Source organism: Kitasatospora sp. NPDC097605, assembly GCF_040302725.1.
In the GTDB taxonomy this organism is placed as follows: domain Bacteria; phylum Actinomycetota; class Actinomycetes; order Streptomycetales; family Streptomycetaceae; genus Kitasatospora.
The window spans coordinates 61109-86836 of sequence record NZ_JBEOSF010000003.1; the positions used below are offsets into that span (position 1 = coordinate 61109).

Genomic DNA, 25728 nt, shown 5'->3' on the forward strand with positions numbered 1-25728 from the left:
GGCCCCGGAACACCCTCGGCCGCTCAGAAGCCCGACACCTGGGTGGTGACGATCCGCACCCGCCCGTCCGCCTTCGCCTCCAGCGCGGCGCGCAGCCGCAACGACCGTGCCGGGCCGAGCAGTTCGAGCGCTTCTTCGTCGTCGACCCAGCGGTGGTCGTCCAGTTCGCCGGCCGGGACGGTCACGGGGGTGCCGTCCGGGACGGTGCCGAAGTCGAAGAGGAAGTACTCGGCCGGGTGGTCGAGTTCATCCGACGGGTGGGTCCAGGAGATGGCCAGCAGGTCGCCGGCCGCCCGGACGATGCCGGTCTCCTCCAGCAGTTCCCGGGCGGCGCACTCGGCCGGCCCCTCCCCCAGGTCGATCGTGCCGCCGGGGAACTGCCAGTGCTCCCGGTAGCCCGCCTTGACCAGCAGGATCCGGCCGGAGGCGTCCCGCAGGACGCACCCCGCCGCCGCGTAGATCCGCGGCAGCGAGGCCAGCCACTCTTCACGGGACTTCAACGGCTCGACCGACACGGCGGGGCCTCCTGGGGAGCGGGAACAAGGCTGCGCCCCACTCTGCCAGCCGCCGGAGCGGTCAGCTCCGGGCGCCCAGGTACTCGACCAGGCGGTCGAAGCTGGAGTTGTGGCCGGCCTCCGCCTCCGGGCCCAGGAACATCGCCGGCACGTCCTCCTGCTCCATGAGCACCCGGGTGCGGCCGTCGCCGAGGTCGGTGAGGGTGATCCGGCCGGTGAGGCCGACGCCCTCCTCGAAGAACTCCAGCAGCTCGCCCTCGCGGATCGCGGTGAACCGGGCCCGCAGCGGGTAGCGCTCGCCGGTCGCCTCGATCACCATCGTGCTGTCGAAGCGCCCGCCGACCTCCGGCTCGATGGTCACGGTGTCCAGCGGCACATGGGTGCCGGCCGGGCCCCAGAAGCGGACGAACCGCTCGGGCTCGACGTACGCCCGGAAGACCTCCGCCGGGGTGGCCGACAGCTCGCGGACGATGGACAGGGTGCCGAGGTTCTCGGTCATGGTGGTGGTTCCCTCTGTTCGTTGGCGCGCCGCTCGGTGCCGCGCTCTCCCAGGGGTAGACCGCAGGCGCGTCGGAAACTCATCGCTCTCCGGCGAGTTTTTTCGGAGAACTTTCCGGCGGGCCGATGAGGCCCGGCCGTCGCACCGGTCTCCCCTCCGTGAAGACCGAACCGGAAGCACCCGCCGACCGACCGCTGAGCCACGACCTGAGCCGCGAGCTGAGCTGTGACCTGGGCGCCCTGACCGCCCCCGACCTGGCCGTCGTGGACGCCCTGGCCCGGCTGCGGCTCGCCGCCGCCCGGCGCGGGGTACGCCTCGTCCTGCGCAACGCGAGCGGCCCGCTGCGCGAACTGCTCGTGTTCAGCGGGCTGGCCGCCGTCCTGCCCGTCGAGCGGGACGGCGCGCGGCTACTCCCCGGCCGCCAGCCGGGGCGGCAGGCCGAAGAGCGGGAACAGCACGTCCGTGTCCAGGAAGTTGGTGAGCCCGGTGATCCGGCCCGCTGACACCTCCAGCACGATCAGCGCCCACGGCTCGTGCCCGCCGTCCGGGCTCGGCCGGTACTGGCCGAACGCCGGGCTGCCGTTGGCCTCCGCCCACAGCAGCCGGGAGCCCCGGCAGCCGGCGCCGGGCCCGAGCATCCACTCCCGGATGTCCGCGTGCCCGGTCAGCCAGAGCGCGAACGGCGGCATGTTGAGCGTGACGTCCTCGTGCAGCAGCGCCGCCAGGCCGTCCATGTCGTACGCCTCGAAGGCGGTGACGTACCGGGCCAGCAGCGCCCGGTGGTCCTCGTCCAGCGCCGGGGCCGGTCGGGCCGCGGCCGGGTCGGCGGCGAGCGCGGCCCGGGCCCGCTGGAGCGCGCTGTTCACCGAGGCGACGGTGACGCCGAGCAGTTCGGCGACCTCGCCGGCCCGCCAGCCGAGCACCTCGCGCAGGATCAGCACCGCCCGCTGCCGGGGCGCCAGCCGCTGCAGCGCGGCGACGAAGGCCAGCCGCACCGACTCGCGCTGCGCGGCCACCTCGGCCGGGTCCCCGGTCCCGGACAGCACCCGGCCGTCCGGCGCCGGACCGATCCAGGTGACCTCGGGCAGCTGGGCGTCGCTCGCGGTGGCCACGGTGGACGGGCCGGCCAGGTCCATCGGCCGGGCCCGGGCGTTGCGGCCGTTCAGCGCGTCCAGGCAGACGTTGGTGGCGATCCGGTAGAGCCAGGAGCGCAGCGCCGCGCGGCCCTCGAAGCCCCGGTACCCGCGCCAGGCCCGGACCATGGTGTCCTGCACCGCGTCCTCGGCCTCGAAGACCGAGCCGAGCATCCGGTAGCAGTACCCGGTCAGCTCCGTCCGGTACCGCTCCAGCTGGAGCTCGACCGGCTCCTCCGTCATCAGCTCGGTCATCGCCCGCGCCCCCGCTCACCTGCTGTCGTCGATCACCGCGAAAGCTACCGCAGGGCACCGACAACGCCACCGCACGCCCCCGGCCGCCGTCCTGAACGCCGGTCAGGACGAGGACCGGCGGCCGACGCACCCGGACGCACCTCGACGCACCTAGTGCGCGCTGTGCTTCTCGGCACCGCGGTGCCGGTGCCCCTTGAGCTCGGCGTGCTGGGCGGGCGCGGAGTGCGGGGCGGCGCTCGCCGCGTCCCGGCCGCCGTGCCGGAAGGCGGCGGCGCCGGCGGACCCGTCGCCGGTGCCGGCGACGGACGGGGTGCCGGTGCGCAGCCGGGGCGGGAGCGTGTCCGGCGTCGTCGCCATGCCCCGGCGCTCCAGCAGCTCCTGGGTACCGCTGCGGAGCCTGGGGGAGCTTCCCGCTGTTCGCTTGGTCATCGTCGGCCTCCCTTCGGTGGCCGCCGGCCGGACGGTACCCGGCCGGAGGCCGCACGGGCGTTATGTCCCGATTGGTCGGGGATTACACCTCAACCCATGGCCGCCGGAACGTCAACCCGGTCACCCCATGAGCTCGTGGACGAAACACCACCGCCAGTCCTCCCCCGGCTCGTAGGACCGGATCACCGGGTGCGAGCTGTCGTGGAAGTGCGCGGTGGCGTGCCGCTGCGGCGAGAAGTCGCAGCAGCCGATGTGACCGCAGTCCAGGCAGAGCCGCAGGTGCACCCAGTCCCGGCGCCCCTGGGCCAGGCAGTCGGCGCAGCCGTCCACGGGCGGCAGGGGCGCGATGTCCCGGGGTGCGGCGGCGAGGTCTTCGCAGGCGCTCATGGGAGGCACAGTAGTGACGCCGGGCCCGCCCCGCTCCCCGGGACACGCACCCGGAGGGCTCGTGGGAGCATGCCCCAGTGGCGGATACAACGGGGAACACGGTGGTCGGCACGACCGGTGGCACGGGCGACCCCCCGTCCCCGGGCATAGCCGGCACCGGCCGGATCCGGCAGCCGGCGGCACTGATCCGGCTGCTCGCCGGCCTCGCCGTGATCGCCCTGGCCCTGGTCTGCGCCGACTACGCCCGCGCCACCACCAGCGGCCTCGCCGAGGACGTCGCCGCGGCCGCCGCGCTGGTGCCGCACCCGCTGGGCGGCATCGCCACCGGCCTCACCACCGCCGCGCTGCTGCTCCTGCCCGGCGTCTCGGCCGGCTGCCGCCTGCTCCGCTGCGCGAACGACCGGCGCCACGTCCTCCAGCAGCTCGCCGACGGCGTGCTGGCCGCCGCCCTGGCCTACGGCGCCTCGCTCGCCGTCGACCTGTGGATCGACGGTTCCGCGCCGTTCTCGCTGGTCTCCGCGCTCACCCAGCCGCTGCCCGGCGACCCGCTCGCCCGCACCGAGCCGGTCTACGGCTACCTCGCCCCGGTCCTCGCCTTCCTCACCGCCTCCGCGGCGCGCGAACGGCGGGTGCCACGGGCCGTCCTCACCCTCTCCGCGCTGGCCGGGCTGGCCGCCGGGGCCGCCACCCCGACCGCCCTGCTGCTGGGGGTGCTGATCGGCTGGACGGCCGCCCACGGCACCCGCTGGGCGGTCGGTACCCCGGACCCGCGGCCCCGGCCCGCCCAGCTCCTGCACAGCCTGCGCGAGGCCGGCCTGCGCCCCGCCGCCGCCACCCCGGCCGGCCCGGACCGCTACCTGGTCCGCCAGCAGGACGGCCGCCCCGAGCTCGACGTCCAGCTGCTCGACCGGCAGGCGGTCACCGCCGCCCTGGTGCAGCGGGCCTGGCGGCGGCTGCGGCTGCGCACCGCCCCGCACCCGCGCGCGCTGCGCTCGCTGCGCACCGGGCTGGAGCACGAGGCCCTGGTCTCCTACGCCGCCGTCGCCGCCGGGGTCCGCACCCACCGGATCGCCGCCACCGCCGAGCTCGGCCCGGACACCGCGCTGGTCGCCTACGAGCGGCTGCCCGGCCACACCCTGGACGAGCTGGCCGACGAGGAGCTCACCGACGCGCTGCTCGCCGACGCCTGGGGGCAGCTGGCCCTGCTCCAGCGGCGGGCGATCGCGCACCGCGCGCTGGTGCCCTCCGCGCTGCTGGTCGACGCGGCGGGGGCGGTGCACCTGGTGGGCCTCGCGGACGGCGACATCGCGGCGGGCGAGCTGGTGCTGCGCAGTGACATCGCCCAGCTGCTCACCACGCTCGCGCTGCGCACCGGGGCCGAGCGGTCGGTGCGGGCCGCGGTGGCGGTGCTCGGCCCGGACGCGGTCGCCGCCGCCCTGCCGCTGCTCCAGCCGATCGCGCTGGCCCGCGAAACCCGGCACGCCCTCAAGCAGGCCGGCCGGGCCGCGGCCCCCGCGCCCTCCGAGGCCCCCGGAGCGCCCGCACCCGCACCGCCCGCACCCGACCTGCTGGAGGAAATCCGCGCCGAGGTCCTCCGCAGCCGCCCGCAGGCCCCCGTCCGCCCGGTCCGGCTGGAGCGGCTGCGCCCCCGCACCCTGGTCGCCGTCGGCGGCGGCGTGGTGGCCGGCTGGCTGCTGCTGCCGCAGTTCTTCGCCACCGACCGCAACCCGGTCGCCGCCGTCCTCGACGCCGACCCGTTCTGGCTGGTCCTCGCCCTGCTCGCGGCGGCCGCCAGCCACGTGATGGGCGCGATGGGCTTCGTCGGCTTCGTCCCCGAGCGGCTGGACTTCCGCAACGCCGTGCTCGCCCAGGTCGCCGGCTCCTTCCTGAAACTGGTCTCCCCCGGCGGGGTCGGCGGCGTCGCGCTGAACACCCGCTTCCTCCAGCGGGCCGGCATCCCCACCGCGCAGGCGCTGTCCAGCGTCGGCGTCGGCCAGCTGCTCGGGCTGGTGCTGCACCTGCTCCAGGTCGGCGCCTTCGTCTACCTGACCGGCGTCGAGACCGGCGACTCCGAGCGGGACGCCCTGCCGTTCGTGGTCGGCGGCCTCGCGGTGGCGGTCGCCCTGCTGGCCATGGTGTCCGCCGTGCCGCCGGCCCGGCGCTGGCTGGTGGCCCGGCTGCGCCCGCTGACCGCCGAGGTGCTGCCCCGGCTGGTGGAGCTGCTGCGCAACCCGGGGCGGCTGGCGGTCGGCTTCGCCGGGCAGCTGCTGGTGTCGCTCACATTGATCGGCTGCCTGTACTGCTGCATCCGGGCGGTCGGATCGGAGGCGGACTTCGCCATGGTCGGCGTGGTGTTCCTGGTCGGCAACGCGGCGGGCAACGCCGCGCCGACCCCGGGCGGGGCCGGTTTCGTGGAGGCCGCGCTGATCGCCGGCCTGGAGCTGGCCCCCTCGATGGCGCACGGCGCGGCCGTGGCCGCCGTCACCCTCTTCCGGCTGCTCACCCTCCTCCTGCCGGTGCTGCCGGGCTGGGCGGCGCTCAGCTGGCTGCAGCGCCGCGGGGCACTCTGAGAACCCCTCCCGGCGCGGGACTACTCGCGGTACTCGTCCTCGTCGAGCTGGACGATCCGGCTCTGCTCGGCGACGTCCGCGACATCGGTGGCCGGGTCCGCGCCGAGCGCGCGCCGCTCGGCCAGCTCGTCGTACTCGTCCTCCACCGTCTGCTCGTCCGGCTCAGCGGCCTCGTCGACCTCGTCCAGGTAGTCCTCGTGGTTCTGCGGCATGGCGTCCGTCCTCGTTCCTCGAAGGCCTGTGACCCGATGGCGACTGCCCGGTGGGGTACTGGCAGTATCCGTCGGCCGCCGCCCGGGCGCGATGCGCCACCGGCCGGTCGGCGTGTTGCCTCCTACCCGGATTGACCCGTCGAAACCGGCCGGGAATGCACCCCTCCCGGGGTGCACCCAGTTCCTAGGGTCGTCGCCATGACGACGAACGCGAAGGCCCCCCGGCACCCCGCCCGCCTCGACTACGCCCGCACCGCCCCCAAGGTCTTCCGCGCGGTGATCGCGCTGGACGCCGCCGCCCGCGAGGGCCTCGACCCGGCCCTCGTCGAGCTGGTGCAGATCCGCTCCTCCCAGCTCAACGGCTGCGCCTACTGCCTGGACATGCACGTCAAGGACGCCCGCAAGGCCGGCGAGAGCGACGAGCGGATCTACCTGCTGCCGGCCTGGCGGGAGGCCCCCGAGGGCGTCTACAGCGAGCGCGACCGCGCCGCCCTCGCGCTGGCCGAGCAGATCACCCACATCGGCGGCGGCGTCTCCGACGAGGTGTACGGGCGGGCCGCCGAGCTGTTCCCGGAACAGGAGCTGGCCCAGCTGATCTCGCTCTGCTACACCATCAACGCCTGGAACCGGATCAACGTCGCCACCCGCAAGACCCCCGGGGCCCGCTGACCGGCCGGGCCGGCCGGGCCGCCCCGCGGGCAGAACGGGCCTCCCGGCCACCGGGGTACGATCGGAGCCGTACCAGCAGGGCTTACCCACACCTCCCGGTGGCCCCGAGGCCCTTACGAACGACGGGGAAATCATGTCCGGCTCGCACTACTTCACCGGTGCACCCGAGGTCGCCAGCGAGCGCAGGCCGATCACGGTCACCCTGCCGGACCTCACCCTGGAGCTCACCACCGACGCGGGCGTCTTCTCCCGCACCCGGCTGGACCCGGGCACCCGGATCCTGCTGGAGCACGCGCCACCGCCCCGGGTCCGCGGCCCGATCCTGGACGTCGGCTGCGGCTACGGCCCGATCGCGCTGACCTGGGCGAGCCGCCGCAAGCGGCTCCCGGTCTGGGCGGTGGACGTCAACGGCCGCGCCCTGGAACTGGTCCGGCACAACGCCGAGTCGCTGGGGCTGGGAAACGTGGAGGCCGCGCTGCCCGAGGAGGTCCCCGCCGACCTGCGGTTCGCGGCGATCTACTCCAATCCGCCGATCCGGATCGGCAAGGCGGCGCTGCGCCGGCTGCTGGAGCAGTGGCTCGGCCGGCTGACCCCGGACGGCTCCGCCTTCCTGGTGGTGCAGAAGCACCTCGGCTCGGACTCGCTGCAGAAGTGGCTGAACGAGCAGGGCTGGCCGACCACCCGGCTGACCTCGGTCAACGGGTTCCGGATTCTGGAAGCGCGGCCCCGCCCGGCGGCGGGCGAGGGCCCCGAGAGTGGACGAGGGACGACGTCGTGAAGCAGCTCCGCGGGACCGAACTGAAGCGGCTGCACCGCTCCTGGCGGCGTGGCAACGAGTTCCGGCTCGCGATGATCCTGGAGAACCTCCAGTCGCCGTTCAACGTCGGCTCGGTCGTCCGGACCGGCGCCGCGATGGGCGCGGAGAAGCTCTACCTGACCGGTGACACCCCGTCGGTGCGCTCCTCCGGCGCGCAGAAGGCCGCGATGGGCACCGACAAGTACCTGAAGGTGGAGCACTTCCCCACCGTCGCCGAAGCGATCGCGGCCGCGAAGGCCGACGGCTTCAAGGTGGTCGGGCTGGAGCTCGCGGACGAGGCGGTGCCGATGTTCGCCGCCGAGCTGACCCCGGCGGTCGCCTTCGTGCTCGGCCACGAGGACCGCGGGGTGACGGCCGACGCGCTCGCCCTCTGCGACCAGGTGGTCTTCGTGCCGCAGCTGGGCCGGGTCGGCTCGCTGAACGTCTCCGCCGCCGCCACGGTGGCCTGCTACGAGGCACGCCGCCAGGGCTACGCCCTCACCGGCACCCCGGACGGCTCCGACGCCGGTGCCTTCGACGGCCTCGACGAGGACTGAGGTTCCCAGGGGCCGGGCGGATGGAACCACCCGCCCGGCACCCGCTCAGACCTCGACCAGCACCTTGCCCCGGTTGGCCTCCCGGTCCAGGTAGAGGCTCCGGTAGGCCTGCGGGATCGCGTCGAACCCCTTGTGCACGGTCTGGTGGTAGCGGATCTCCCCGCTGCCGACCAGCCCGCCCAGCTCCCGGTGCATCTGCGCCAGCAGCGGTTCGGTGAACCACTCCTGGGCGAAGATCCCGCGGATCGTGGTGCGCGGGAACATGATGTACGGCAGCAGCCGCGGCCCGGTCAGCTCGCCGTTCACCGTGGTCGCCCACTGCCAGCAGACCGCCACCCGGCTGTCCACGTTCAGCATGGTGAACACCGCGTCCGTGACGGTCCCGCCCAGGTTGTCGAAGTACCGGTCGACGCCGTCCGGCGCGGCGAGCAGCAGCGCCTGCCGGGCCTTCTCCGCGTCGTCGCCCTGGGTGTAGAGCACCACCTCGTCGAAGCCCAGCTCGCGCAGGTACTCGGCCTTGCCCGGCGAGCCGGTGGTACCGACCACCCGGCCGGCGCCGGCCCGCTTCGCCAACTGGCCCACCAGGGTGCCGATCGAGCCGGACGCGCCGCTGATCACCACGGTGTCGCCGGGGCGGACCTCCAGGAAGCGGGTGAGCGTGCCCCAGGCGGTCATCCCCGGCGCGCCCATGATGCCGAGCGCGGTGGACAGCGGCAGCCGCTCGTCGTACCAGGACGGGTCCAGCCGGCGGTAGGCCGGGAAGACCATCGGGAAGGTGCCGGTCGTCCACAGCTCCTCGGCGCCGTTGTGGACGACATGGGTGCGCCAGCCGCCGAAGCCCTGCACCAGGTCGCCGACCGCGAACGCCGCCTCCGGACCGGCCTCGACCACCTCCATGATCGAGTCGGCGCCCATGTGGTGGCCGACCGGCGTCTCCAGCGCCAGGCCGTTCTGGTACGGGTCCACCGAGACGTACCTGGTCCGGAAGAGCATCTCGTCCGGCCGCAGGTCGATCGCGACGTCCTCGACGACCTTCTCGTAGATCCGGTTGACGTCGGGCACACCGTCCAGGTGCTCCCGCACCACCCACTTCTCGATCCTCATGCCAGGGCTCCCGTCTCCACGTTCTCGCTGTCCTCGGTCCGCGCCGCCTGACCGGCACCCGCCGGCACCGTCCGCCGGGCCGGGCCGGGCCGGCCGACCGGGATGACCAGGTGCGTCGGCGGCGGCGCGCTCCGGTCGATCTCGGCGGTGAACTCCAGCCCGTCGTCCCGGCAGATGAACTGCATGACGTGCCGCCCGGCGGCGGCCGCCCGGATCAGCCCGCCGATGGTCGCCCAGACCCCGGAGAGGTAGAAGTCCGAGAGCCCGGGCAGCACCGGGCCGCTCTTCTTGATCTCCTCCTCCACCGTCTCGGCACCCTCCACGAAGGGGTTCCAGCCGGGGAAGGTGCCGTCGTAGACGCCGGTGTAGCGGACCTGGGTGAGCGGGGTGGACACGTCGGCGACGGCCACCGCGTCCTTGAAGCCGGGGAAGCGCTCGTCCAGGAAGCCGACGATGCCGTTGCGGACCCGCCGCTTGGCCGCCATGTACTCCCGGCCGTGCTTGACCGGCAGGGTGTGCAGCTCCTCGCCGCGCCGGATCCGGGAGGACTGCTCCGGGCCCTCGTGCAGCGCCCGCCAGGGGGCGATGTCGGAGAAGTACGTCGCGAACACCACGGTGGAGTCGGCCGGCGCCAGCTCCGGGTAGTGCCGGGTGCGGAACTGGACGTTCATCGACCGGCAGCGGATCCCGGTCAGCTCGGCCGCCTGCCGCTCGTCCAGCAGGTAGGTGGTGCACGGGTCGCCCGTCGGGAAGGGCTTGCGCAGGCCCAGGAAGAGCGCCACGTAGCCGGGCGACAGCTGGCCCGGCTCGTCGATCAGCGAGGTGTAGAGCCGGCGGTAGGTGTCGTTGAGGTACTGCCCCTTGAGCAGCTTCATCACCGTGGTGTGGCCGTCGGCGGCGGAGACCACGATGTCGGCGCGGAACTCCCGGCCGTCGCTGAGCCGCACGCCCACCGCGCGGTCCCGCTCGACCAGGATCTCCTCGACCTTGGCGTTGTAGGTGATCTCGCCGCCGAGCCCGCGGTAGCGCTCCTCGATCGACCGGGCCAGCGCGAGCGAACCGCCCTCCGGCACTCCGGCGGCGTGGTTGGCGTGCGAGGCGAGCTGGAAGTAGAACGGCAGCACCGGGAAGGCCGGGTGCTTCTCGTAGAGGATGAAGTTGAACGCCTCACGCAGCAGCGGGTCGCGGAAGCGCTGCGAGAAGTCCGTCATCAGCACCGCGATCGACTTGCGGATGGTGTTGAAGTACGGCGTGAAGGAGGCCAGCATCCGCCAGCGCTCCAGCCGGCCCATCAGCCCGACCGGCTTGAGGAACGGGTACGCCGCGAGCGCCTTGCGGAAGGTCCGGATGCCCGCGCAGAACTCCCGGATCGGCGCCGCGTCGGCCGGCGAGAGGCCGAGCAGGTGCGACTCCAGCCGGTCCGGGTCGGAGTAGAAGTAGACCGCCCGGCCGTCCTGGGCCCGGACGATGTTGAACACGTCGAAGTGCCGCATCTCCTTGCCCTGGAGCGCGCCCAGTTCGAGCCAGATCTGGTACATCTCGTTGCCCGGGCCGTTGCCGAGCAGCCAGCTGACGCACCAGTCGAAGGTGAAGTCGCTGCGGTCCCAGCCGGTGCAGGAGCCGCCGGGGATCTCGTGCATCTCGAAGATCCTGGTGCGGTAGCCGTTCATCCGGGCGTAGCACCCGGTGGACAGGCCGCCGAGCCCGCCGCCGACGATGATCATCGACTCCCGCCGGCGCGCGGTGTCTGTCTGCCGTGCCATTCCTGGCCTTCCTCGTCGTCCTTGGCTAGCCGTGCCTAGCCGTGCCTTGCGCTGCCTTGCCGTGCCGTGCCGTGCCGTGGCGTTCGTGGGTGTGACGGCTGCTCACCAGGCGATCGGGAGCGCCTGCAGGCCGTTCACCATCGCGTCCTCCTTCCAGCGCAGTTCGCGCTCGGGGACGGCCAGCCGCAGGCCCGGCAGCCGGGTCAGCACCCGCTCGATCGCCACCTGGAGCTCCAGCCGGGCGAGGTGCGCGCCGATGCAGTAGTGCACGCCGTGGCCGAAGCCGATGTGCGGGTTGGCCGGCCGGTCCAGCACCAGCCGCTCCGGCTCGTCGAACACCTCCGGGTCCCGGTTGGCGGCCGCGGTGGCGATCATCACCGCCTCGCCGGCCCGGATCACCACCCCGCCCAGCTCGACGTCCCCGGTGGCGTACCGGGGCAGGCTGAAGCCGGTGAGCAGCGGCACGTAGCGCATCAGCTCCTCCACGGCCTTCGGGATCAGCTCGGGGTGCTCCCGCAGCCGCGCCGGCTCCCCGGGGTTCACCAGCAGTTGGTGGAAGAAGTTGCCGATCTGGTTGGTGGTGGAGACGAACCCGGCGATCAGCAGGTCGCAGGCGATGGAGAGCAACTCCTCCTCGCTGATCAGCCGCTGCTCGCGGCAGGCCCGGACCAGCGTGGTGAGCAGGTCCTCGCCGGGCTCGCGGCCGCGCAGCTCCAGCACCCCGGCCATGTAGTCGATGAACGCCTGCCCGTCGACGGCCAGCACCTCGCCGGGGGTGACGGCGGAGAGCACCGTCTCCGCCCAGCGCCAGAGCATCCGGTGGTCCTCGGCCGGGACGCCGAGCACCTCGCAGATGATGGTGGTGGGCATCGGGATCGCGAAGTCCTCGACCAACTCGGCGGGTTGGCCCTTGGCGAGGATGCCGTCGAGCAGCTCGTCGGCCAGTTCCCGGGCCCGCAGCCGCAGCCGCTCGACCCGGCGGGCGCTGAACTCCTTGGCCACCAGCGAGCGCAGCCGGGTGTGCTCGGGGGGCTCGGTGGAGAACAGGCCGGCGCCGGTACGGGCCACCGGGCGCATCCGCGGCTGGTCCTCGCCCATCGCGGCGGCCAGGCTGAACCGCGGGTCGCCGAGCACCGTCCGGACGTCCTCGTACCGGGTGACCAGCCAGGCGCCGTCGCCGTACGGCATCCGGATCCTGACCAGCGGCTGCTCGCGCAACTCGGCGTATCGGGGGTCGAGTTCGAGGCCGTTCGGCTCGAAGGGGTAGGTCAGCGGCGGGTGCTGGCGGAGCATGGGCGGATCCGTCTCTCGTGCGGGGGCGGGCAGGCTCGGGGCGCGGCCCCGGACCGTCTCAGGACGCATGGGGGGCGGCTCCGGTGAGGATCGACCGGGCGAGCCCGGCGTTGTGGGCGATGAACTCGCGGTCGAGCATCTCGGCGTGCGGGCCGAAACCCTTGAAGACCGCCGTCCGGGTGGCCGAGCTGCCGTGCCAGGCGCCGTGCTGCCCGGCCTCGTACAGCGCCACCTTCTCGTCGTCGGAGATCACGCTGAGCGCGGCGGTGACCACCCCGAGGTTGGGCGTACGGCTGCAGAACCGCAGGTAGTCCCGGGCCTGCTCGCGGGTCTCCTGGGCGACCGCGGCCGAGCCGGTGTGCCGCTGGAGGTGCTCGGCCAGCTCCCGCTCGAAGGCCTGCAGGTGCTCGTCGCCGAGGTCGAAGGACTCCGGGATGCGGTGCGAGTCCATGATCACCACATTGGGCACCGCCCGGCCGCGCCGCTCCAGCTCCTTGGCCACCTCGAAGGCGAGGTTGCCGCCGAGCGAGTAGCCGAGCAGGGCGCACGGGCCCTCCGGCTGCAGCGCCTCGACGAGGTCCGCGTACCGGTCGACCTTGTCGTCCCCGGCCACGTAGTTGAAGGCGACCATCCGGTACTCCGGCAGGTGCGCCGCGAACTGCCGGTACACCAGCCCGTGGCCGCCGGCCGGCGGGAAGCAGAACAGCGTCTGCTGCTGCTCCTGGTTGAACCAGAGGTAGGGCTGGGCGCCCTCGATCCGGCCGGTGATGATGTGCTCCACGGTCTTGGCCATCCCGTGCAGGGTGGTGACCTTGAAGAGCCGGCTGACCGGGATGCTGATGTTGAACTCGGCCTGCAGCCCGTGGATCAGCTCGATCAGCTTGATCGAGGAGCCGCCCGACTCGAAGAAGTCGTGCTGGAGGCCGGGCTCCTCGATGCCGAGCAGCGCGCGCCAGTGCTCGGCCATCCGGACCTCGTAGAGGGTGACCGGCGGCTCGGCGGCCTCCGCGGCGTCGGTGCGGGGCTCGGGCAGCGCGGCCGTGTCCACCTTGCCGTTGGCGGTGAGCGGCAGCGCGGCCAGCTCGACGAAGTGCGTCGGGATCATGAAGGTCGGCAGGTAGCCGGCCAGGTGGCGGCGGAGTTCCCGGTGGTCGAAGGACCGCCCGGGAGCCGGCACGCAGTAGGCGCAGAGCACGTGCTCGCCGTCGCGGTCCGGCCGGACGGTGACCACCGCCCGCGCCAGCTCCGGCCAGTCGGCGAGCTGGGTCTCGATCTCGCCCAGCTCGATCCGGTGGCCGCGGACCTTGATCTGCGAATCGGCCCGGCCGAGCAGGTGCACCCCGCCCTCGGTGTCCCAGCGGGCGAGGTCCCCGGTGCGGTAGAGCCGGACGGGCTCGGTGCCGTCGGCGCCGCCGAGCGGCAGGGTGGCGAACCGGCGGGCGGTCTGCTCCTCGTCGCCGAGGTAGCCGAGCGAGACGCCGGAGCCGCCGATCCACAGCTCCCCGGTGACGCCGGGCGGCACCGGGCGGTTCTGCGGGTCGAGCAGGTAGAAGGCGCTGTTCGGGAACGGCCGCCCGATCGGGACCATCCGGCTGGGCTCCAGGGCGTCCGCCGGACCCTCGAAGTACGCGCTGTCGATGGTGGTCTCGGTCAGGCCGTAGGAGTTGACCAGCCGGGTGCGGGGCCCGCCGAGGGCGCCCAGCCGCTGGTACTCCTCGACCTTCCAGACGTCCGAGCCGACCACCAGCAGCCGCATGAACGACAGGTCCTGCCCGGTGCGTTCGCAGTGGTCCAGAACGGTGCGGACGACCGCCGGGACGAACTCCGCGGCGTCCACCCGCTCGGTGCGCATCACCTCGTACAGCCGGGCGGTGTTGAACAGCAGCTCCCGGCCGATCAGCACCAGGGCGCCGCCCGAGCAGAGGGCGCGGACCACGTCGCCGGTGAACACGTCGAAGGACGGGCTGGCCATCTGGAGGTGGACCCGGGCGTCGGTGTCCAGCCGGTACTCGGCGTGCCAGGCCCGGTAGGCCGAGGCGAGGTTGCCGTGGGAGACCCGCACCGCCTTGGGCCGGCCGGTGGAGCCGGAGGTGTAGATGACGTACGCCGGGTCGTCGGGGCGCACCGCGGCGTCGGTGAACTCCTCGTCACCCGCTTCGAGTTCAGCCGTGGTGACCAGCCGGGCGGGCAGCGTGCCGAGGCGCTCGGCGTCGTCGCCGACCAGCAGTGCGGCGCCCGCGTGCCCGACCATGTAGGCCAGCCGGTCCACCGGGTGGCCCGGGTCCAGCGGCAGGTAGGCGGCGCCGGTGCGGAGCACCGCGAGCAGGGCGGTGATCAGCTCCGGCGACTTCGGCAGGCAGAGCGCCACCACGGTGCCCGGCCCGGCGCCCAGCGCGCGCAGCCGGGCGGCAGCCCGCCGGGAGCGCTCGGCCAGCTCGCCGTAGGACAGCCGGGCGGCCGGGCCGGACTCGGCCGGCGCCGCCACCGCGGGCGCCGCCGGGTCGGCCGCCGCCGCGCGCAGCACCAGCTCGTGCACCGGCTCCGGGAAGGGCACCCGGCGGTCGGCGCCGCTCCACTGCCGGAGCACCACCGCGCGCTCCTCGCGACCGAGCAGTTCGAGGCCGGTGGCGGCCCGCTCCGGACCGGCCGTGGTCAGCGCGTCGACCAGGTTGACGTAGTGGCCGGCCATCCGGGCCATCGTCGAGGGCAGGAAGAGGTCGGTGTTGTACTTGAAGACGCAGTGGAAGCGGTGCTCGGCCTCGTCCTCGTAGGCGGACAGGGTGAGGTCGAACTGCCCCTCCTCCTCGGGGAGTTCGATGTACTCCAGGTGGTAGCCGTACTTCTCGGTGGCCACCTTGTGGTGGAGCAGGATGAACATCGCCTGGAAGACCGCCGAGCGGCTCGGGTCGTGCTGCAGCCCGAGCTTCTCCACCAGCAGCACGAACGGGTACTCCTGGTGGTCCAGCCCGCCGAGGACGGTGGTCCGGACCCGGTCCAGCAGCTCGGCGACGGTCGGGGCGCCGGCCAGCGAGACGTGCAGCGGAAGCGGGTTGACGAAGTAGCCGTAGACGCCGGCGAACTCCTCGTCGGTGCGGCCGGTCACCGGGCTGCCGACGATGATGTCGTCCTGGCCCGCGTAGGCGTGCAGCAGCAGGTAGTAGGCGCTGAGCAGCACCATGAAGACGGTGACGTTGTGCTCGCGGGCCAGCGCGTGCACCCGGGCGCTGAGCTCCTCGTCCAGCACGAAGAACTCGGAGGCGCCGTTGTGGGTCTGCACCGGCGGGCGCGGCCTGTCGGTGGGCAGGCTGAGGATCGGCACCTCGGCGGGCAGGTGCGAGCGCCAGTACTCCAGCATCCTCGGCGCCTCGCGGCCGGCCAGGAAGGCGTTCTGCCGGTTGAGGAAGTCCAGGTAGCGGGCGGCCACCGGGGGCAGCTCGGGCACCCGGCCGCGGCGCAGCCCCTCGTAGACGGCGAGCAGTTCCTCGATGAAGGTGAAGGTGGAGATCGCGTCCGAGATGATGTGGTGGACGGCCTTCATGATCACCCAGCGGGCCGGTCCGCGCCGGAACAGCCGGAACCGCACCAGCGGGTCCCGCTCCAGGTCGTACGGCCTGCGGTACTCGCGGACGATCATCGCGTGGATGTCGTCCCAGGGCAGGCCCTCGACGTCGAAGACCCCGAAGTCCGGCTCCACCGCGGCGGAGATCCGCTGCACGGCCCGGCCGGCGTCCAGCACGAAGTTGGCCCGCAGGCTCGGGTGGCGTTCCACCATGGTGCGGAACGCCAGGGCCATCAGCTCGGGCTCCAGCTCCACCCGGACCTCGACCGCGCCGCCGATGTTGTAGGCGAAGCCGTCCGGGTTGAGCTGCTTGAGGAACCAGAGCGCCTTCTGGTTCTGGGTCAGCGGGTAGGCCGAGGCGTCCTCGTACCGCTCGACCTCGGCCGCGCCCGGGCCGTCCGGGCCCTCGTCCAGCAGCTCGGCCAGCGACTCGTGCAGCCGGGCGACCAGCTCGGCCACCGGGGTGTTGCCGAGCAGCGCCACCACCGGGAGGGTGACGCCGAGTTCGCCGCTCAGACGGGCCCGCAGTTCCATCGCGAGCAGCGAGTCCAGGCCGAGGCCGCCGAGGCCGGCGGCGGGGTCGATCTGCTCGGCCGGCGCCTTCAGCACGGTGGCGGCCAGCACGGTGAACCGCTCGGTGAGCAGCGTCCGCCGCTCCTCCTCGCCGGCCGCCCGCAGCGCGTCCAGCAGTCCGGCCCGCCCGGCCGCCGGGGCGGTCTCCCGGGCGGCGGCGGCGAGTTCGGCGACCAGCGGCGGCGGCGCCGGGTACCAGGAGAGGAACACCGGCCAGTCGACGACGGTGGCGACCAGCAGCTGGGCGCGGTCCTGGCCGAGCACTCGTTCCAGCACGGCCATCCCGGTCTCCGGGGCGAGCGAGCTCATGCCCCGGCTGTGCCGGTAGTGGTCGATCAGGCCGAGCTCCTCGATCATGCCGGTGGCCCACGGCCCCCAGTCGAGGCTGAGCGCGGGCAGGCCGAGGGCCCGGCGGTGGTGGGCCAGCGCGTCCAGGAAGGCGTTGCCGGCGGCGTAGTTGGTCTGTCCTGAGGTGGTCAGCAACGAGGCGATCGAGGCGAACAGCACGAAGTGGTCGAGCGGTTCGCCGGCCAGCTGCCGGTGCAGGGCGAAGGCGCCGAGCACCTTGGGCCCGTAGACGGTCTCGAAGGTCGGCCGGTCCAGCTCGCCGACCAGGGTGTCCCTGACTTGACCGGCGAGGTGGAAGACGCCCCGGATCGGCGGCCGCTCCAGCCGCCGGTACTCGGCCAGCCAGCCGGCCAGCGCGGCCTCGTCGGTGACGTCCAGCGGCGCCGGGACGGGCTCGGCGCCGAGCGCCTCCAGCTCGCGCAGGAACGCCGCCCGCTGCCCGGCCGGGCTCGCCGGGTCGAGGTCGCGCCACCGCTCGCGCGGCGGCAGCGGGCTGCGGCCGACCAGGATCAGCCGGCGGGCGCCGCGCTTGACCAGGGTGCGGCAGAGCAGCCGGCCGAGCGCCCCGAACGCCCCGGTCACCAGGTACGCCGCGTCCGCGCGCAGCCGGGGCGCGAGCGGACGGCTCAGTCCCTCGGCGGTCCGCAGCCGGCTGGTCAGCCGGCGGGCGCCGCGCAGGGCGATCTCGTCCTCGTCCGCGAGCGCGAACTCCCGCAGCAGGGCCTCGGCCTCGGCCGCCCCGGGCGCGGCTGCCCCGGCCTCCACGGCCTCCGCGACCGGGCCGAGGTCGATCAGTTTGCCCCGGTGGGCGGGGAGTTCCTGATGGCGCAGCACCCGGGTGATGCCCCAGGCCGGGGCGGCGAGCGGTTCAACGAGCTCGCCGGGGGCGGTGCACTGGGCGGAGCGGGTGACCACGTGGAGCCGGCAGCCGGGCAGTTCGGCGGCCAGCAGCGCGGCCAGCGCGACCAGGCTGTAGGCACCCGCGGCGGTGTGCCCGGCGACGGTGGCGTGGTCGGCCCCGGCCAGCCCGGGGCGGTCGAGGTTCCACAGGTGGACCACGGCGGCCGGGTCGGGGGCGCCCGCGGCCCGGCGGTCGGCGAGCAGCCGGGCGAGGTCCCCGGCCGAGCCGGGGTCGACGGTGGCCGGGCGGTCGCCGTCGGCGGGCCGGTAGCCGGTGCCGGGGCGGACCAGCAGGCAGCTGCCGCCGCGCGCGGCGATCCGCTCGGCCAGGGCGTCGGCGACGCCGCCCCGGTCGGCGAACAGCAGCCAGTGGTCCGGGTGTTCGGCCGACAGGCCGGTGGTGTCGGGTGTGTCGGTGGTGTCGGTGGTGTCGGTGGTGTCGGCGGCGGCCGGCAGCTCCGTCCAGACCGGTTCGGCGAGCCAGCCGTCGATGGTGCCGAGGCCGACGGCGGTGGCGGCCTGCTCGACGTCGGCGGCCCGGAAGCCGGTGATCCCGCCGAGCGGCGCGCCGCGCTCGTCGTGCACCGCGAGGTCGCCGACGAGTTCGCTCCCGGCGTCCCGGGTGACGGTGGCGTGCACCCAGAGCGGGCGCTCGCCGACCGCGTCCAGCCGGACCTCGGCGATCGCCACCGGCAGCCGGATGCCCGCGCCCCCGGGGCGGCCCTCCAGCAGCTGGGGCGTCAGCAGGGTCTGGAAGAAGGCGTCCATCACCACCGGGTGCACCTGGTGGTGCTCGCCCTGTCCGGCGACCGGCGCCGTCGGACGGATCCGGGCCAGTGCCTCGCCGGGCCCGATCCAGACCTCCTCGATGCCCTGGAAGGCGGGACCGTAGTGGTAGCCCAGCGCGGCGAGTCCGGCGTAGCAGTCGGGGCCGGCGAGCCGGCGCAGGGCCCGTCCGCGCACCGCCTCGACGTCCAGCGGCCGGCCGGGCCGGCGGCGCTGGGCGGGGCGGACGGTGCCGACCGTGTGCACGGTGCGCTCGGCGCCCTCGCCGGTGGCGACGGTGAACGAGCCGTGCTCGGCGGAGAGGGTGAGCCGGACCGCGCGGCTCTCCTCGTCCGGCAGGAACAGCGCCTTGCGCAGCTCGATGTCGGCCAGCGCGGCGTCCGTCCCGCCGGTGAGCGCGCGGACCGCCTGGACGGCCATCTCCAGGTAGCCGGCGGCCGGGAACAGCACATCGCCCTGGATCCGGTGGTCCTCCAGGTAGGGCAGGGCCTCGGCGTCCAGCCGGGCCTCCCAGGCCGGTTCGGCCCCGGGCAGCCGGCGGCCGAGCAGCGGGTGGTCGAGCCGCCCGCGCCGGACCTGCTCGACCGGCCGCGGCTCCACCCAGTGCCGGTCGCGCCGGAACGGGTAGCGCGGCAGCGGGACGATCCGCCCGGCCGGCTGGAGCACCGACCAGTCGACCGCGACCCCGAGGTTGTGCAGCGCGGCCAGCGAGGCGGTGAAGACGGCCCGCTCGTCCTCCTGGCGGCGGATCGAGGGCAGGACCCGCACCTCGGGCCGGTCCGCCGTGCCCGGGTGGGCCTCGACGGTCTCCTGGATCGAGCGGCCGAGCACCGGGTGCGGGCCGATCTCCAGGAACACGCCGTAGCCGTCGTCGGCCAGCCGCTCCACGGCCTGCCGGAAGCGGACGCTGTCGCGGACGTTGTGCCACCAGTACCCGGCGTCGAGTTCGGTGCCGTGCGCGGTGCCCTCGCGGCCGGTCAGGTAGAGCGGGACCTGCGCCGGACGGGCCTTGAGGTCGGCCAGCGACTCCAGCAGCTCGTCCTTGATCAGCTCCATCCGGGCGCTGTGGTACGGGACTTCGACGGTCAGCGGCCGGGCGAAGACCTGCTCGGCGGTGAGCGCGGCGGCGATCTCGGCCAGTGCCGCCTCGTCCCCCGCGAGGGTCAGCGAGCCGGGGCTGTTGACGGCGGCGACCGAGACGGCGTCCCCGTACGGGCGCAGCCGGCGCAGCGCCTCGGCCTCGGTGAGCGCCACGGCGAGCATGCCGCCGGTGCCGGCGAGCTTCTGCTGGAGGCGGCTGCGGTGGACCACCACCTTGACCGCGTCGGCGAGGTCGTAGACGCCGGCCTCGTGGAAGGCGGCGACCTCGCCGGTGGAGTGGCCGACGATCGCGTCCGGCCGGACGCCCCGGCTGCGCCAGAGCGCGGCGAGGCCGATCTGGACGGCGAAGTTGGCGGGCTGGGCGAGCCAGGTCTCGGCCATCCGGGACGCCGCCTCGCCGGCGGCGAGCTCCTCGGTCAGCGACCAGCCGGTGAGGTCGGCGAGGTGCTCGGCGCACTGCTCGACGGCCTCCCGGTAGACCGGCTCGGTGGCGAACAGTTGGCGGCCCATCGCCCACCACTGCGGGCCCATTCCGGTGAAGACCCAGGCCAGCCGGCGGTGCCGGGCCTCGCGGCGGTGGTCGGTGAGCACCCGGGGGTGCGGTTCGCCGCGCAGCAGGGCGGCGAGCGCCTCGTCCAGCGACGCGCGGGCGGCGTGCTCGCGGGCGTCGTAGACGATCGAGAGCCGGGCGTCGTGGCGCTGGCGGCGGTGGGCCAGGGTGTGGCCGAGGTCGGCCGGGCGGGCCGGGCTGCCGCCGCGGACGCCGGCCAGCTCGGCCCGGACGCCGGCGGCCAGTTCGGGCAGCGCGGCGGCCTCCCGGGCGGTGAGCGGCAGCACCGTCCAGGCCGGCAGGTCGGCGGCGGCCGGCTCGGTGGTGTGCGCGGCCTCGGCGTCGGCATCGGCGGCGGGCGCGGACTCCGGCGCGGCCTCCAGCAGGACGTGCGCGTTGGTGCCGCCGAAGCCGAAGGAGTTGACCCCGGCGCGGGCCGGTCCGTCGTGGGCCGGCCAGGGGGTCGGCTCGGTGGGGATCCCGTACGGCAGGGTGGCCGGGTCGATCGCCGGGTTGAGCGTCTCCAGGTTGATGTGCGGCGGGATGGTCCGGTGCTTGAGGGCCAGCGCGGACTTGATCAGCCCGGCCAGGCCGGAGGCGGACTCGGTGTGCCCGATGTTGGTCTTGACCGAGCCGACGTAGCAGGCGTCGCCGGGACGGCGGCCGACGGCGAGCGCCCGGGCCAGCGCGTTGGCCTCGATCGGGTCGCCGACCGGGGTGGAGGTGCCGTGCGCCTCGACGTACTGGAGGCTGCCGGGGGTGATCCCGGCCTCGGCGCAGACCCGCTCGATCAGCGCGACCTGGGCGTCCGGGTTGGGCACGGTGATGCCGTTGGTGCGGCCGTCCTGGTTGACGCCGCTGCCGATGACGACGGCGTGCACCGGGTCGCCGTCGCGCAGGGCGTCGGAGAGCCGCTTGAGCGCGACCACGGCGACGCCCTCGGCCCGGACGTAGCCGTCGGCGGCGGCGTCGAAGGTGCGCGAGCGGCCCTGCGGGGAGAGGAAGCCGCCCTTGGTCTCGGCGATGGTGTACTGCGGGGCGATGTGCAGCAGGGTGCCGCCGGCCAGGGCCAGGTCGGTCTCGCCGCGCTGCAGGCTCTGCGCGGCGAGGTGGACGGCGACCAGGGAGGAGGAGCAGGCGGTGTCGATGGAGACGCTGGGGCCGCGGAAGTCGAAGCAGTGCGAGATGCGGTTCGACACCATCGTCATCATGGTGCCGGTGGCGGTGTGCGCGGCGAGTGTCTCGAAGGACAGGTCGGAGAACTGGACGATCTTGTAGTCCAGGGTGAAGGCGCCGACGTAGACGCCCACGTCCCGGCCGGCCAGCTCGGCCGGCTTCTGCCCGCCGTCCTCCAGCGCCTCCCAGGCCACCTCCAGCAGCTTCCGCTGCTGCGGGTCCATGTGGTCGGCCTCGCGGCCGCTGATGCCGAAGAACGCCGGGTCGAACTCGTCGAAGCCGTCGATGTAGCCGCCGCGGCCGCCGACCAGCCGGCCGGGCTTGGCCCGGTCGCGGCTGCCGAGGGTGGCGACGTCGTAGCGGCTGCGCGGGGTGGGGGTGATGCAGTCCTTGCCGTCGACCAGGTTCTGCCAGAACGACCGGTGGTCGCAGGCCCCGCCGGGCAGGCGGAGGCCGATCCCGATGATCGCGATCTTCTCCCGCCCGGCGGCGGACGGGCCGGCCGGTGCGGGTCGTTCGGAGGGTTCCGGGGAGGTGACGAAGCGGGAATCCGTCATGCGAGTCGAGTCCTTGGGTCGCTGCGTTCGCGCGCGCGGGCGGGGTGCGGGAGTGCCGCGCGCGCCGGGGGACACGGGGCCGTGCGCCGGTGCCGGGCAGGCCGGACACCGGGTCGGCCGAAGGGACGAGCCGTCGGTGGGAGGGCGGTCGGCGGAGCTGCGGGGCGGATCGGGTGCGTCAGGATCGGGTGCGTCGGGGACAGGAGCGTCAGGGACGGGCGGGCCAGGGACGGGTGGGTCAGGTCGAGCCGGTCGGGGAGCCCTCGGCCCGGGCGGGGCGGTGCCAGGCCTGGACGTGGCTGGCGACCACCCGGCGGGTGGCGGGGAAGCCGCCCGGATCGGCCAGCCCCACCGCGGCCGGACGGCGCCCCGGCCGCCAGGTGAAGCTGCCGAAGGCGTGGTCCCACACCGAGAGGTCGGAGCCGTAGTGGCCGGCCTCCGCCAGGTCGGTGCTGTGGTGCAGCCGGTGCTGCTCGGGACCGGCCAGCACATGGTTGAGCGCGCCGAGCCGGACGTCGATGTTGGCGTGCACGAAGTAGCCCTGGGCGACGACGAACAGGCCCACCACGAACACGGCCGGCTCCGAGAAGCCGGCCAGCGCCAGCGCGAACTGGACGCAGCCCTGGGTGAGTACGACGTCCAGCAGGTGGTTGACCCCGTTGTTGCCGACGTTCACCTTGTCGGGCACGTGGTGCACCCCGTGCAGCCGCCAGAGCCTCGGACTGGTGTGGCACCAGCGGTGGACCAGGTAGTTGGCCAGCGAGCCGAGCAGCAGCGCGGCCGGGATCTCCGCCCAGAGCGGCAGCGCCCCGTGCGCCGGCGCCGCCCACCCGACGAGGGCGGAAACGGGCACCTGGGAGAGGGCGCCGCCGACCATCGTCAGCGCGAAATAGACGCCGTACCAGCCCCATTCGCGGACATTCGGGGCCCATTCCGGTTCGTATGGAATCAACTGTTCGAGCAGCGCCATGTACCCGATCGTCCCGAGCAGGAAGAGCTGGTTCGCCCGGCCGAGGTCCCAGCGCAGCCGCAGGGTCGCGGCCGATATCACCACCAGGGTGACCAGCAGGAACGGGTAGGCCGCATGACGCACGGCAGTTCGAGGCCACTCCCCCATCACGACCCCCTTCGCGGTCCACGGTCGAACGATCACCGAAAGTGTTCGTTCAGATACTAAGGCCGCCCGGAACACCTGGCGAGGCATTTTCACGGGAAATCATGGAATTCTCGATTTGTCTGATGATCTCCAGGCGGATCATCCGCTCGGAGTCACGGATATCCAGCCATCGACCCGTTATTGCAGGTTATTCGATTAAGGAATCATCATTCCGGCACGCTTGACGCTTCGGACCACCGGCGCCGTCTCCAGCGCGCCGACCCCCTCCAGCGCCCCCAGCCGCTCCGTCAGGTAGTCGTAGAACGCCTCGGTGTCCCGGCAGACCAGCCCGGCCACCAGGTTGGTCGGGCCGGTGGTCGCCGCCACGAAGCCCACCTCCGGATGGTCCGCCATCGCCCGGCCGACCGCCGCCAGCCGCCCCGGGGCCACCGTCAGCCAGCAGAACGCCTCGATCTCGTAGCCGAGCGGCCGGGGGTCCACGTCCACGTCGAAGAAGAGCAGCCCGTCGGCGATCAGCGCGGCCAGCCGGCGGCGCACCGTCGTCTCCGGGTTCCCGGTCCGGGCCGCCAGCCCGGCCAGCGGCGTCCGCGCGTCCACCGCGAGCTCCGCCAGCAGCGCGCGGTCCAGCTCGTCCGGCACCGGCGGGACCACCGGGGCCACCGGAGCCACCCGCCCGCCGCCCGCCGGACGGGGCGCCGCCGACGCCGCCGCCCGGAGCCGGTCCACCTGCCCGGCGCTCAGCGCCGAGGTCCGCCCGGCCCACGCCACCCGCCCGCCGACGTAGGTGCGCAGCAGGTAGTGCGCCGCGACCGACAGCACCCGCGGGGTCCTCGGCAGCCGGCCGAGCAGCAGCTCCTCGCGCTCCGGCCGGACCTGCGCCCGGGCGTTGCAGACGATCTCGCCGCCGGACAGCAGGCTCACCCAGGAGGTGTCCGGCCGCCGGGCCAGCGCCTCGGCGATCGACGCCGCGGCGTCCGGCACGCAGCGGATCCGGGTGAGCCAGTCGACCTGACCGAGCAGCCGGGCGTTGGTCCGCCCCACCACCCGCAGCACCCCGGCGGCGCGCAGCCGCTGGTAGCGGCGGGCCACCGTCTGGTCGGACACCCCGAGCACCTCGGCGATCCGCCGGAACGGCGCCCGGCCGTCCACCTGCAGGGCGTGCAGCAGCGCCCGGTCCAGCCCGTCCAGCGTCAGGGTTTCCACCACCGGGATGGTAGGGCGTGTCGAGATCCGCCGGAAAGCCGTCGCCGGGCGGCGCGGCGGCCCGCCCCGGACCGAAGGTGACGGGGCGTCCGCCGAAGCGGCCGGCGCGGATCGAGGGAACGGGGACGACGGGGATGCGCAAGTGGGGACCGCTGGTCGCGGTCAGCCTCGGGGTGTTCATGCTGCTGACCGACGTCAGCATCGTGATCGTGGCGCTGCCGGACATCGGCGCCGGGCTGGACATGGGCTTCGACGGCCTGCAGTGGGTGCTGGACGGCTACGCGCTCGCCCTGGCCGCGCTGCTGCTCGGCCTCGGCGCGCTGGCCGACCGGGCGGGCCGCCGCCGGGTGTACACGGCGGGCCTGGCGGTGTTCGCGCTGGCCTCGCTGGCCTGCGGGCTCGCCCCGGACGGCGCCACCCTGGTGGTGGCGCGGATCGTCCAGGCGGCCGGCGGCGCGGCGATGTCCGCCACCGCGATGGCGCTGCTCAACCTCGCCTACCGGGGCCGCGACCGGGCGGTGGCGTTCGGGGTCTGGGGCGCCGTCAGCGGCGCGGCCTCCGCCGTCGGGCCGGTGGCCGGCGGCCTGCTCACCGAGTACCTGGGCTGGCGCTCGGTCTTCCTGGTGAACCTTCCGCTGGCGCTGGCCGGCGGCGTCCTGGCCCGCCGCACGCTGACGGAGTCCCGCGACCCCCGCGCCCGCCGGCTCGACCTGCCCGGCGCCGCGGCCTTCACCGTCGCGGCCGGGGCGGCCGTCCTGGCGCTGATCCGCGGCGGATCGGACGGCTGGACCTCGCCCGCCGTGCTCGGCGCGGGCGCGGCCGCCGCCGTCGCGCTCACCGTGTTCCTGCTGGTCGAACGCCGCAGCCCGGCACCGCTGCTGGACCTCGCGCTGCTGCGCCGCCCGGCCTTCACCGGGGTGCTGCTGTGCGGCGCCGTCTACTCCGCGGCCGCGTTCTCCGCGCTGCCGTACACCTCGCTGTGGCTGCAGTCGGTGCTCGGCCTCGGGCCGATGGCCACCGGGCTCAGCCTGCTGCCGATGAGCGTCACCGCGTTCACCGTCTCCGCGCTGGCGGGCCGCCGGCTCGCCGGCCTGCCGACGGCGGTGCCGCTGGCCGGCGGCCTGGCCGTGATCGGCCTGGGCGGGCTGCTCCAGGCCGTGCTGGACGGATCCTCGGGCCGGCTCGCGCTGCTGCCCGGCCTCACCCTGACCGGCCTCGGGGTCGGCGCGGTCAGCCCGATCCTGGCGTCCGGCGCGATGGCGGCCGTCCCGCCGGAGCGCGGCGGCATGGCGGGCGGCGCCCTCAACACCTTCCGCCAGCTCGGCCAGGCCTTCGGCATCGCGGTGTTCGGCCTCGTGCTGCACCGGGGGCTGCGCGACGCCGTGGCCGGGCACCCGGCCGCCGCCGATCCGGACGCCGCCGCCTCCGCCCTGAGCGCGGGCCGCCCGCCGGCCGGCCTGTCCGGGGAGCTGGTGCGGAGGGCCTTCGCGACCGCCCTGGACCAGACCCTGCTGGCCGCCGGGATCGCCGCCCTGGCGGGCGCCGCCCTGGTCGCGGTCCTGCTGCGGCGCACCCCGGCGACGGCCGGCGCCGACGGGCGGCCCGCCGGGGAACGGCCCGGCGGGGAACGGCCCGGCGCCCGTCCGGCGGCCCCCGTGCGCCGCTAGCCGGCGGCC

Annotated in this window: 18 protein-coding genes; 6 read left to right on the forward strand and 12 right to left on the reverse strand. The window is 74.5% G+C overall.

Annotated features, from left to right (window positions below):
- Positions 1-23 precede the first annotated feature (23 nt).
- Positions 24-515 (reverse strand): NUDIX domain-containing protein, encoded by a 492-nt coding sequence (locus tag ABTX81_RS04045; RefSeq protein WP_350541379.1) that lies wholly within the window; start codon positions 513-515, stop codon positions 24-26.
- A 61-nt stretch (positions 516-576) separates the two neighbouring features.
- Positions 577-1014, reverse strand: a complete 438-nt coding sequence (locus tag ABTX81_RS04050) for an SRPBCC family protein (RefSeq protein WP_350541380.1) — start codon at positions 1012-1014, stop codon at positions 577-579.
- A 158-nt stretch (positions 1015-1172) separates the two neighbouring features.
- Here ABTX81_RS04050 and ABTX81_RS04055 point away from each other — a divergent pair, with 158 nt between their 5' ends.
- Entirely contained in the window at positions 1173-1517 is a 345-nt protein-coding gene (locus tag ABTX81_RS04055) for an STAS domain-containing protein (protein WP_350541381.1), read from the forward strand.
- Here ABTX81_RS04055 and ABTX81_RS04060 read toward each other — a convergent pair.
- From ABTX81_RS04060 to ABTX81_RS04070, 3 genes are all read right to left on the reverse strand, one after another.
- On the reverse strand, positions 1422-2402 hold the full coding sequence (locus ABTX81_RS04060) for a sigma-70 family RNA polymerase sigma factor (protein WP_350541382.1): 981 nt from the start codon (positions 2400-2402) through the stop codon (positions 1422-1424). The genes ABTX81_RS04055 and ABTX81_RS04060 overlap by 96 nt on opposite strands.
- A gap of 150 nt (positions 2403-2552) precedes the next feature.
- Positions 2553-2831 carry a hypothetical protein gene (locus tag ABTX81_RS04065; protein WP_350541383.1) on the reverse strand — a complete coding sequence of 93 codons (279 nt, stop codon included), beginning with the start codon at positions 2829-2831 and terminating at the stop codon, positions 2553-2555.
- A 120-nt stretch (positions 2832-2951) separates the two neighbouring features.
- Positions 2952-3218 carry a UBP-type zinc finger domain-containing protein gene (locus tag ABTX81_RS04070; RefSeq protein WP_350541384.1) on the reverse strand — a complete coding sequence of 89 codons (267 nt, stop codon included), beginning with the start codon at positions 3216-3218 and terminating at the stop codon, positions 2952-2954.
- A gap of 77 nt (positions 3219-3295) precedes the next feature.
- Between ABTX81_RS04070 and ABTX81_RS04075 the strand changes: the two genes are divergently transcribed.
- On the forward strand, positions 3296-5788 hold the full coding sequence (locus ABTX81_RS04075; RefSeq protein ID WP_350541385.1) for a lysylphosphatidylglycerol synthase transmembrane domain-containing protein: 2493 nt from the start codon (positions 3296-3298) through the stop codon (positions 5786-5788).
- 20 nt (positions 5789-5808) lie between these two features.
- Here ABTX81_RS04075 and ABTX81_RS04080 read toward each other — a convergent pair whose 3' ends face one another.
- Positions 5809-6000: a hypothetical protein gene (locus ABTX81_RS04080; RefSeq protein ID WP_350541386.1), complete on the reverse strand. Its 192-nt coding sequence runs from the start codon at positions 5998-6000 to the stop codon at positions 5809-5811.
- A 198-nt stretch (positions 6001-6198) separates the two neighbouring features.
- On the opposite strand from ABTX81_RS04080, the gene ABTX81_RS04085 reads away from it, so the two are divergent.
- The 3 genes from ABTX81_RS04085 (at position 6199) to ABTX81_RS04095 (ending at position 8022) form a co-directional block, all read left to right on the forward strand.
- Positions 6199-6669, forward strand: a complete 471-nt coding sequence (locus tag ABTX81_RS04085) for a carboxymuconolactone decarboxylase family protein (RefSeq protein ID WP_350541387.1) — start codon at positions 6199-6201, stop codon at positions 6667-6669.
- Between the two features lie 133 nt (positions 6670-6802).
- The gene (locus ABTX81_RS04090) at positions 6803-7447 is read left to right on the forward strand and encodes a class I SAM-dependent methyltransferase (RefSeq protein ID WP_350541388.1); all 645 of its coding nucleotides are present in this window, start codon (positions 6803-6805) and stop codon (positions 7445-7447) included.
- Positions 7444-8022 (forward strand): TrmH family RNA methyltransferase, encoded by a 579-nt coding sequence (locus ABTX81_RS04095; protein ID WP_350541389.1) that lies wholly within the window; start codon positions 7444-7446, stop codon positions 8020-8022. The genes ABTX81_RS04090 and ABTX81_RS04095 overlap by 4 nt, the downstream gene beginning before the upstream one ends.
- A 45-nt stretch (positions 8023-8067) precedes the next feature.
- Here the strand turns inward: ABTX81_RS04095 and ABTX81_RS04100 are convergent, their stop codons facing one another.
- The 6 genes from ABTX81_RS04100 to ABTX81_RS04125 all read right to left on the reverse strand — a co-directional run bounded on the left by ABTX81_RS04100 (position 8068) and on the right by ABTX81_RS04125 (position 24052).
- A complete protein-coding gene (locus tag ABTX81_RS04100; RefSeq protein ID WP_350541390.1) occupies positions 8068-9126 on the reverse strand; it encodes an MDR family NADP-dependent oxidoreductase in 1059 nt (352 codons plus the stop codon).
- Positions 9123-10889 (reverse strand): phytoene desaturase family protein, encoded by a 1767-nt coding sequence (locus tag ABTX81_RS04105; RefSeq protein ID WP_350541391.1) that lies wholly within the window; start codon positions 10887-10889, stop codon positions 9123-9125. The genes ABTX81_RS04100 and ABTX81_RS04105 overlap by 4 nt, the downstream gene beginning before the upstream one ends.
- 102 nt (positions 10890-10991) lie before the next feature.
- Positions 10992-12182 (reverse strand): cytochrome P450, encoded by a 1191-nt coding sequence (locus ABTX81_RS04110; RefSeq protein WP_350541392.1) that lies wholly within the window; start codon positions 12180-12182, stop codon positions 10992-10994.
- Between the two features lie 58 nt (positions 12183-12240).
- Complete coding sequence (locus ABTX81_RS04115; RefSeq protein WP_350541393.1) at positions 12241-21732, reverse strand: non-ribosomal peptide synthetase/type I polyketide synthase; 9492 nt, start codon at positions 21730-21732, stop codon at positions 12241-12243.
- Positions 21733-21970: 238 nt separating this feature from the next.
- On the reverse strand, positions 21971-22849 hold the full coding sequence (locus ABTX81_RS04120) for a sterol desaturase family protein (protein WP_350541394.1): 879 nt from the start codon (positions 22847-22849) through the stop codon (positions 21971-21973).
- Between the two features lie 195 nt (positions 22850-23044).
- On the reverse strand, positions 23045-24052 hold the full coding sequence (locus tag ABTX81_RS04125; RefSeq protein ID WP_350541395.1) for an Lrp/AsnC family transcriptional regulator: 1008 nt from the start codon (positions 24050-24052) through the stop codon (positions 23045-23047).
- Positions 24053-24186: 134 nt separating this feature from the next.
- Between ABTX81_RS04125 and ABTX81_RS04130 the strand changes: the two genes are divergently transcribed.
- Positions 24187-25719, forward strand: coding sequence for an MFS transporter (locus ABTX81_RS04130; protein ID WP_350541396.1), 1533 nt, complete (start codon positions 24187-24189; stop codon positions 25717-25719).
- Positions 25720-25728 lie beyond the last annotated feature (9 nt).